5 protein-coding genes are annotated in these 8,790 nt (G+C 55.9%); 2 read left to right on the top strand and 3 right to left on the bottom strand.

The window, feature by feature from the left end:
- Nucleotides 1–58 precede the first annotated feature (58 nt).
- Nucleotides 59–847, bottom strand: a complete 789-nt coding sequence (locus tag H8S59_RS24540; RefSeq protein WP_187523099.1) for an SDR family NAD(P)-dependent oxidoreductase — start codon at nt 845–847, stop codon at nt 59–61.
- Nucleotides 848–1,149: 302 nt separating this feature from the next.
- On the opposite strand from H8S59_RS24540, the gene H8S59_RS24535 reads away from it, so the two are divergent.
- Entirely contained in the window at nt 1,150–1,719 is a 570-nt protein-coding gene (locus H8S59_RS24535; RefSeq protein WP_187523098.1) for a TetR family transcriptional regulator, read from the top strand.
- A 703-nt stretch (nt 1,720–2,422) separates the two neighbouring features.
- Here H8S59_RS24535 and H8S59_RS24530 read toward each other — a convergent pair.
- Entirely contained in the window at nt 2,423–3,619 is a 1,197-nt protein-coding gene (locus H8S59_RS24530) for a GGDEF domain-containing protein (RefSeq protein ID WP_187523097.1), read from the bottom strand.
- Nucleotides 3,620–3,747: 128 nt separating this feature from the next.
- Nucleotides 3,748–5,772, bottom strand: coding sequence for a methyl-accepting chemotaxis protein (locus H8S59_RS24525; protein WP_187523096.1), 2,025 nt, complete (start codon nt 5,770–5,772; stop codon nt 3,748–3,750).
- A gap of 543 nt (nt 5,773–6,315) precedes the next feature.
- Between H8S59_RS24525 and H8S59_RS24520 the strand changes: the two genes are divergently transcribed.
- Entirely contained in the window at nt 6,316–8,748 is a 2,433-nt protein-coding gene (locus tag H8S59_RS24520) for a TonB-dependent receptor plug domain-containing protein (RefSeq protein ID WP_187523095.1), read from the top strand.
- The last annotated feature ends 42 nt before the right edge of the window (nt 8,749–8,790 follow it).

Genomic DNA, 8,790 nt, shown 5'->3' with positions numbered 1-8,790 from the left:
ATCCAATGTTTGCTTCGCGACAGCGTGGCATCACGGACACCGGCGCCACTCATCTCAATCAGGCTTTCGGCTGGTAGCGCTCGGCGGCATTGGCCTGGCGGATATCCGAGAGCAATCCCTGACGCGCGGCATCCAGTGCATCCCAACGCTCTGCTACATGCAGTGGCGGGATGGTGACGAGTTCGCGCCGATCAAAGCCGACCAGCGCCGCGTCGACCAATTCTTCAACGTCCATCACATCAGCAATGGTGTTGACGTCGATTCCCGCCCTCTCCCATATTTCCGTGCGCGTCGCCGCAGGCAGCACGGCCTGGACGTATACGCCACTTGGCGACAATTCCAGATTCAGGCCTTGAGACAAGAACAGCACGAACGCCTTGGTAGCACCGTAAACCGTCATACCAAATTCCGGCGCGAAACCCACTACCGAGCCGATATTGACGATTGAGCCAGTACCCGACTGGGCAAAACGCGGGGCGACTGCGGCGGCCAAACGCGTCAGCGCGGTGATGTTCAAGGTGATCAGCTTTTCGATAGCGTCCGCCCCTTGCTGAACGAACCCGCCCGACTGAGCCATGCCAGCATTGTTGATGAGGATGCCGATTTGCGCGTCTTCGCGCAGACGGGTTTCCAGCGCGGTGAGGTCAGCCGGCTGGGTCAAGTCGGCCTGAAGCACCTCAACAGCAACCCCGCTCTCTTCGCGCAGTTGAGCGGCCAGGGCCTCAAGGCGTGCCTTGTCACGCGCAACCAGAACCAGATCGTGACCACGGCTGGCGAAACGTTTGGCATAAACAGCGCCGATGCCGCTGGAGGCACCAGTGATAAGTGCGGTTGCAGGCTTTGTCATAGGGAATTCCTTCAAATAATCGGGTTTTATGTGGGTTCAAAACTAGCGTTTCAGCCCGCAACAGTTGGGTTGGCCGGTATAACCGATGGCACAGCCGCCACAGAGCATGGCTGGATTGAGCTGCGCCAGAGGTGCTCTGGTTTTCTGAGGTTCGAAGAGCGTTTTGTCGGACATTGGGTCTGGTTCTGGTATGAAAACGAAGACAATGATTACGATCACAATCTAAAATGTCAACAGTTTGATGTCGAACGACATCAATGTATAGTGCGGGACTCATGTTGGACCAATCTGCTGGATGAGCGATGAAAGTCACCAAGCAACAGGCGCAGGCAAATCGCGCACATATCGTTGAAACCGCATCGGCCCTTTTTCGCGAGCGCGGTTATGACGGAGTTGGCATTGCCGATCTGATGGCGGCAGCAGGCTTCACTCAGGGCGGCTTCTACAAGCACTTCGGTTCGAAAGCCGATCTGATGGCGGAGGCGGCGGCCTGCGGGATCAAACAGTCTGCTGCGCTGACAGCCAGCGCGTCAGTGCAGGAGTTCGTGGAGGTTTATCTTTCCCGCGAGCATCGCGACAACCGCGCGACGGGTTGCACCATGGCCGCGTTGTGCGCAGATGCAGCCCGCAAGGAAGAAGAGGTCCGCGCCACGTTCGCTGCGGGCATCGAAACCCAGATGGCGGTGTTGCGAGATGCTGCTGGCTCGTCGGAAGATGCAGACTCTGCCCAGGTACGCGCCAGACGCCTTGCCATAATGGCGCAAGCATTGGGTGCAATCGTCTTGTCGCGGGCGTGTCCGGATGATTCACCACTGGCTGATGAAGTTCTGGCGGCGAGTCGCGAGGCTATTCTCGGGAAAAAGTTTTCCTGAATACTGCTTTCACTGCATGGCTTAATCCTGAGTGCAGCGCTTTGTCCGAGTCGAACAGGTTGGCTATGGTCTCCGGCTCATTAGCACTGGTGGGACCGAATTTATCCGGGAAAACGGTCGTTGAGTCGATACGAATGCTGCGTATGTACCGGCCACTTCGCGAATGAATTCGCTCCCACCAGGATCAACGCTTGCAGGCCAACATAGAATCTCTCACAGATACCGTTTCAGGCGGATCGCAAATCCCTGTGGGAACCGGGCTTGTCCGCGATATTGGCGACTCGGTTTCATCGCTATACCGCATCATCGTTCATCGCGGGCAAGCCTCGCTCCCACAGGTTTAAAGGTAAACATAGAATCTCCCGCAGGTTTGATACAGCACCCAGTGCGTGGGTCAGGCGCAAAACCTGTGGGAGCCGGGCTTGCCCGCGATACATGAGACGCGTCTGGAAGAGACACCGCGTTATCGTTTATCGTCCAGATCGGCGTGGCCGAGGCACCGCTCAAAAATACCTGTAGGAGTGAGCTTGCTCGCGATGAACGATGACATGGTCTAGCTGACAAACCGAGTCGTCTGCATCGCGGGCAAGCCTCCCACAGGTTTGCAGGCCAACATAGAATCTCTCACAGGGATTCTGGTCAGGAGCCAAAATGGAGTCGCCAGAGTTCGCTCAAAAACGGCACTGCATTAAAGTAATTAGAGCTAAGCGCAGCGAAGGCAGTCACGCCCTGCATGTTTGGCGGCATAAAGCGCTGCGTCGGCTGCACCGATCAAGGCACCGGCGCTGACCTGAGGCGCGGCTGCAGCCGCCACGCCGAGACTGATGCTGACCCGAGCACCTTCGCCCAGGACCGGGTGCGGTACATTGAGCGCAGCGACAGCCTCTCGTAGCGCCTCGGCCAACACACTGGCCTTGGCCAGATCAGCATTCATCATCAACACCAGAATCTCTTCGCCACCAAAACGGAACGTCAACGCTCCCTCTTTTTTAGCAATCTGCTGAATAGCGCCGCTCAACAGTCTCAGACAGGTATCGCCCTGAGGATGACCATAGCTGTCGTTATAGATTTTGAAGTGATCAATATCCAGAAGGATGACTGCAACGTTTTTGGGTGAACGCGACGCGTGCTCCCAGACCGAGGTCAGCACTTCGTCCTGATACCGGCGATTGAACAGTTGAGTCAGGGCATCCGTGCGGGCCATCTCCATCAATTGCACCTGCAGCAGACGTCCTTGCAAAGCGAACAGATAGCTCATCCGGCTACCTCGTTCAAGAAAGTACGATGCCATCAACAGCAGTGCCACGGTCGATACGAACAACAACGCATTGGCTTGCCAGATCAGAAAATCAGCGATGTCAGCCATGTACGTCGTCACGAGCTGGATGACCAGCATCAGGCTCATGGCCAGGGCGGCGTAACGCAGCGGCAGTTGCTGGATCATGGTGCAATAGACCATGAGCAGCAGCATGCCCAATTGATAATGAAGACGGTATGGGCTCTCGCTTTGGATCATCACGATCAGCGGCATCAAAGAAGCGACGACAGTGCCAGTTGCCGCAATGGTTTCCAGTGCCCAGCGCTTCTTCAGGCGCTGCGCCCACAACAGGAACACGATAAACATCGGGGTGATCAGGCACAGCCTGCCAAGTGCTACGTAGGTAAATACGTCACGCAGGGTCAACCAGTCGCTGATCAGGAACAGGTTATAAACCAGCCCTCCTCCAATGCCAACGATGGTGATGAATTGACGCCGCTGTTCCAGTGTCTCGGCCTCATAGCGCTGCTCAAGATCGTCGCTGAAGCGCAATGCACGCACACCTGACGCGATGGTCTGCTCGACCTCGATCAGGATTTGAGGATCTTTGGCGCTTGGGCGATCCAGGAGGGTATTGAGCATTGGGCACCGGAACAGCAAAAGAGAATTCAGTCGGGATAGCGCAATCAAGCCTGCTGCTGTCCAGATAACGGGAGCGACCGGCAAAGGCGATCGCTCCATTTACGTGTCATAAATGCCAGCGCTACGTTCTACATCTTGAAACGTGACACCACCATTCGTAACTCGCCCGCCAACGTCGACAGCTCGTTAGCGGTCACCGCGTTATCTTCGATCTCTTCCCTGAGTGCCTCGCTCCCGTTGCGAATTTCAGTGACGTTGCGATTGATGTCCTCAGATACCGCATGCTGTTGCACAGCTGCACTGGCGATCTGGGTGTTCATCCCGACAATCCGTTCAACACCATCGTTGATTTCATCAAGGCTGGCCGCCGCCTGATCTGCCGATGCAATACAATCCTGCGCCCGGTGTCTGCCAGCTTTCATTTGCTCCACCGCTGCCGTGGTTGCAGTTTGCAACTCCTGGATGATCCGGCGGATTTCCTCAGTGGAATTTTGCGTACGCGACGCCAGGGTCCGCACTTCATCAGCAACGACCGCAAAGCCACGGCCCTGCTCCCCTGCACGGGCAGCTTCGATGGCAGCATTGAGTGCCAACAGGTTGGTCTGATCGGCAATGTTGCGGATAACCTCGATAACGCCACCGATTTCCTGACTGTGCACAGCCAGCGCCGACACCTTCTCAGCGCTCATTTCAACTTCACTGGCCAGCTCTTCAACGGTCAGTCGAGTGTCGCGCATGACTGCCAGGCCAGTGCTTGACGCCTGGCTGGCTTGCTCGGCTGCACGTGCGGCACCCTCGGTATTCTGGGCAACATCCGCAACGCTCGCGGTCATTTCATTGATAGCCGTGGCAACCTGTTCGGTCTCACCCTGCTGCGAAGTCATTGAGTGCCTGGCACGTTCAATGGACAACCCCAGACGTTGAGCCGCGTCCGACACGGAATGTGAGCTCTGCTCAACCTGAGTCAGCGATGCGCTGAATGCTTGTGCCATATGGTTGAGGCCATTGCCGATGTCCGCCATCTCATCTTTACCCTGCACTTTTGCGCGGGCCGTGAGATCGCCTTGCGCAATCAGCTGGGTGGCACTCAGCACGCTATCAATCGCCCGACGCATCGAGCTGTAGATTCCGCTGAATCCGTAAATCAGCAGCAGCCCCATGAACGCCAAGGCGCCCAGAATGAACATTCTTTCGACTGACTTCTCTTCGATACGTTGATCCAGCAAAGCCGACAGTGATTCCTGGAGCATGTCCTGGGCCTTGTACAAATCGGCCACGACAGCGTTGCCTTTGGCTGGCAGGTCCTGCACACCACTGATCGTATCGCTGGTCGAAGCAATCAACCTGTCAAGATCAGTGCGGAAACTGTCCAGATTTGCCAATGCGTTGGTCACCGGCAGTTGAATCCGGTCCGCCAGAAGGGGCTCCTTGCGGCGCAACAGACTGATGCTCTGCTGGAGTTCTGTGCGGATCTGGGTTTCCAGCTTCAGCAGCGACTGTAATGTAGAACGTGTGCCGTCAGTCAACGGTTGCCCATTGCGCAGTCCACTGGATAAGCCTCGTAGCTGCCCCACGACGTTGATCTGGCGAGGAAGCCTGATCGTGCTCTGGTCGATCATGAACAGCGAAGCGTAATCTTCATCCAGCACCATGCCGGAAGTGGCGGAAACGAAATAGATGAAGTTCAGCGTCTGAACAAGCTGATCATTCCAGTCGTCGAACGCCTTCCCCTGGTTGGCACCGGGTTTGGCCTGATCGATAAGGCGCTGCGCCTCGGAGCGCAAACGCTGCACACGGTCGCCGGTTTCCAGCGCTACGTTGTATTGACGGTCAGTGGATTCAAGCTTTGAGTAAGCGTCCAGCAGCTTGGCCTGGTTGGCCGAAAAATCAGCCTGGACAGTCGGGTCACCACTCAGCAACCGATTGGTCAGCGCACGCTGCATCATCGACAGGCGAAGCACGGGCGTGACGTCCATCAAATAGCGCTGGCCCAACTGCTCGGAATGGACCGCATCAATGCTGGTATTGATCTGGCTGACAATTCGGCCACCCAATAGCGCTAAAGGAACGAGGACTATTAATGCAAGTAATGCGAATTTTGCGGGAAAACGTAAACGGCTGGACAGGTACACGGCAGGTGCAAGGATGTTCATGAAAATTCTCACAGCCCTAGTGGGCAATATTTTCTTGATGGGGGTGAGAACGATCCGTTTCTCTAAACAATCAGGGACTTCTTTGGCCCCTTGAAGCGCACTTCAAACGACGATTCCATAAGCTAACTCAAATAATGGCTATGAGACATCATTCAGGTTACAGCTCCGACTCATGGATTCTGCAAAAAGTTGCGCGACTAATTTATGTTTCGGCAGAATTTCGATTTTTATTGAGCTTTATCGACGAGTGGCGTTGTGCCACCTTTAAGGCCTCGCTGGGGAATCACGTACCCCTTGCGCGCAAGCGTTGGACATGGAAGGTTTGTAGCGAGCAAATAACTATCATTTAATTTTATTTATAAGGGATTAATGATGCAGATAAAGAATAATATCAATATTCCAAAATAGCATTTCCAACGCTTTTATTATGCAAATACTATCCATCGCAGACCACATCGTTCCAGCCATCAAACCTTTTTAATCAGGCCAACTCACCTGCACCCTCACCACGGGCCAGTGCCAGATCTATGGACACCGCCCGATATGACAACGACGCTAACTGCAAGCTCTGCCAAAACGTTTCCGCTTTCAACACTCGCCGCTGCTTTGTTGCTGGGGGCGTTCTCCCCCGTCACAGTGGCCGCGGACGACGAGTCCAGACTCGGTACAGTTACCGTCATCTCCACCGGCGTGCGCGGGCAACAACGAACAGTGGCGGACAGCCCGGCACCTATCGACATCATTAATAGCGAGCAACTACTCAAGACCGGTCGTGCAGAGCTTTCGGAGGCAATTGCGAAATTGCTGCCCTCTTTCAACTTCGGCACCAACATTGCGGGTTATAACTCGGTCACTCGGCCACTGAGCAACCGCAGCCTTGGGCCCGCCTATACACTGGTCCTGGTGAACGGCAAGCGCCGCCACAACGGCGCAGTGGGCCAGCGCGGTTCCATCGATAACAGCGGTGCCAATGCGGTGGATATCGACCTGATCCCGGTCAGCGCCGTAGATCACATCGAAGTGCTCAAGGATAGCGCCGCGGCTCAGTACGGCTCCGATGCCGTCGCCGGAGTGATCAACATCATTCTCAAATCCGCTGATTCTGGCGGACACTATGAAAGCACCTACGGCAAGCTGTTCTCCGGAGCCGGGGAAACCCTCAAGATTGCGGGGGACCAAGGCTTTACCCTTGGTGAAAAAGGCTTTTTCCACTTCTCTGCCGACGCACGCAAACGTGGCGAGGCTTCCTGGAACAACAAGGCTGACAGCAGCGTTCGTGCGTTCAGCGATCCGGTAAAAGAAGCCGCCTGGGATCGGGTCGCGATCAAGAACGGCGATCCGGACCTTAAAGCCTTTAACCTCGCTTATAACGCCGAATTGCCCCTGGAGGATCTGACGCTGTACTCCTTCACCACCTATGGCGAGCGCGACGCCGAGGCGGCTAACTATTTTCGCCTGCCTACAGGCACCGCAGCAGTACCGGAAGTATTCCCCGACGGTTACTACCCGCTGAACAACATCAAGGACACGGATTATCAGTTCCTGTTTGGTGGCAAGGGCGAAGTGGCTGACTGGAACTGGGACTTGAGCACCACTTACGGGCGCAACAACGTTCATCACTCCAGCGACCTGAATATCAACCCGTCACTGGGCACCGCGTCGCCCACCAGATTCGACAACCTGGCGACGTTTCGCTTTGAACAGTGGGTCAACAATCTGGACTTCACGCGTCGCTATGACAGTCTGTTTCAGTTGACGCCTCCGGTTCAGGTATCAGCGGGGCTGGAACATCGCTGGGAACGTTTCAGTACATTTGCAGGCGATCCCGAGGCTTATGTCACCGGCACCTATCCGGCCGCATCGGGCGCCCAGGCGGCAGTCACCATACGCCCTGAGGATGAGGTCAACCTGATTCGCAATAACCATGCGGGCTATCTGGATCTGGGCTTTGATCTGACCGATCGCTGGTTTCTCGACATCGCGGGCCGGGTTGAGCATTACGATGATGACTCAGGCAATACCTTCGGCCTGAAGGTGAACTCCCGCTATGAGCTCACCGACACAGTCGCCGTACGCGGCACCGTGGGCACCGGCTTCAGGGCGCCCTCCCTGACCCAGATCGGTTATACGGTTGCGGACAATCGGGTTGCCGTCGATGTGAACGGAAACGTGGTGCCTGCCGTGACCCGGCTGACCCCGTCAGGCAGCAACCTCGCCGCAGCATTGGGCGGCGATGATCTGAAACCTGAAAAGTCGCGCAACCTCGGACTGGGTTTGACCTGGCAACCGGCACCGCGCACCAGCGTGACCGCCGACGCCTATATGATCGACATTGATGACCGCATTGCACTGACCAGTAACATCTACGATCAGGGTAATGGCGTTATCAATAGCATCCTTGCCGCTCAAGGCGTTCCCTCGGGAACGTGGGTCAACTATTACACCAACGCCTTCGACACACGCACACGCGGACTGGATATCGTTGCCGACCACACCACGCCACTGAATGCCTGGGGTGATGTGCGCTGGAGCCTGGGTTTCAACTGGAACAAGACCACTATCGAAGGCGTGACCGACACCCCCGCCGCCTTGGCCAGTTCCGGGGTAACCCTTGTAGGCCGGGACCGCGAAGGCGACCTGACCGAAGCCTCACCGAAAACCAAATGGATTCTGGGCGCCAACTGGAAAGTCGAAGACCTGGCAGTAAACCTGCAGACCAGCCGCTATGGAGCAGTCAAGACACTGGCTGTTAACCCAGGCGGCGACCGCAGTTTCGGCGCCAAATGGATTACTGATCTGGATATCAGCTACACCTTTATTGATCAACTGACGGTGAGTATTGGCGGCACCAACATCTTTGATGTGCGGCCTTCCAAAAACGCTGTCTACAGCAACCTTGGCCTGGCACCGTACGGCAACCCGCCGTTCTACCCAGGTGGCGGGTACTGGTACACCAAACTGGCTTATGATTTCTGATTTGATGGGCTGACAACGGCCTGCGAATACTTTTCCATGTGG

This window comes from Pseudomonas folii (genome assembly GCF_014357575.1).
In the GTDB taxonomy this organism is placed as follows: domain Bacteria; phylum Pseudomonadota; class Gammaproteobacteria; order Pseudomonadales; family Pseudomonadaceae; genus Aquipseudomonas; species Aquipseudomonas folii.
The sequence above is the reverse complement of the archived record's forward strand: the minus strand, read 5'-3'. Positions and strand labels throughout refer to the sequence as shown.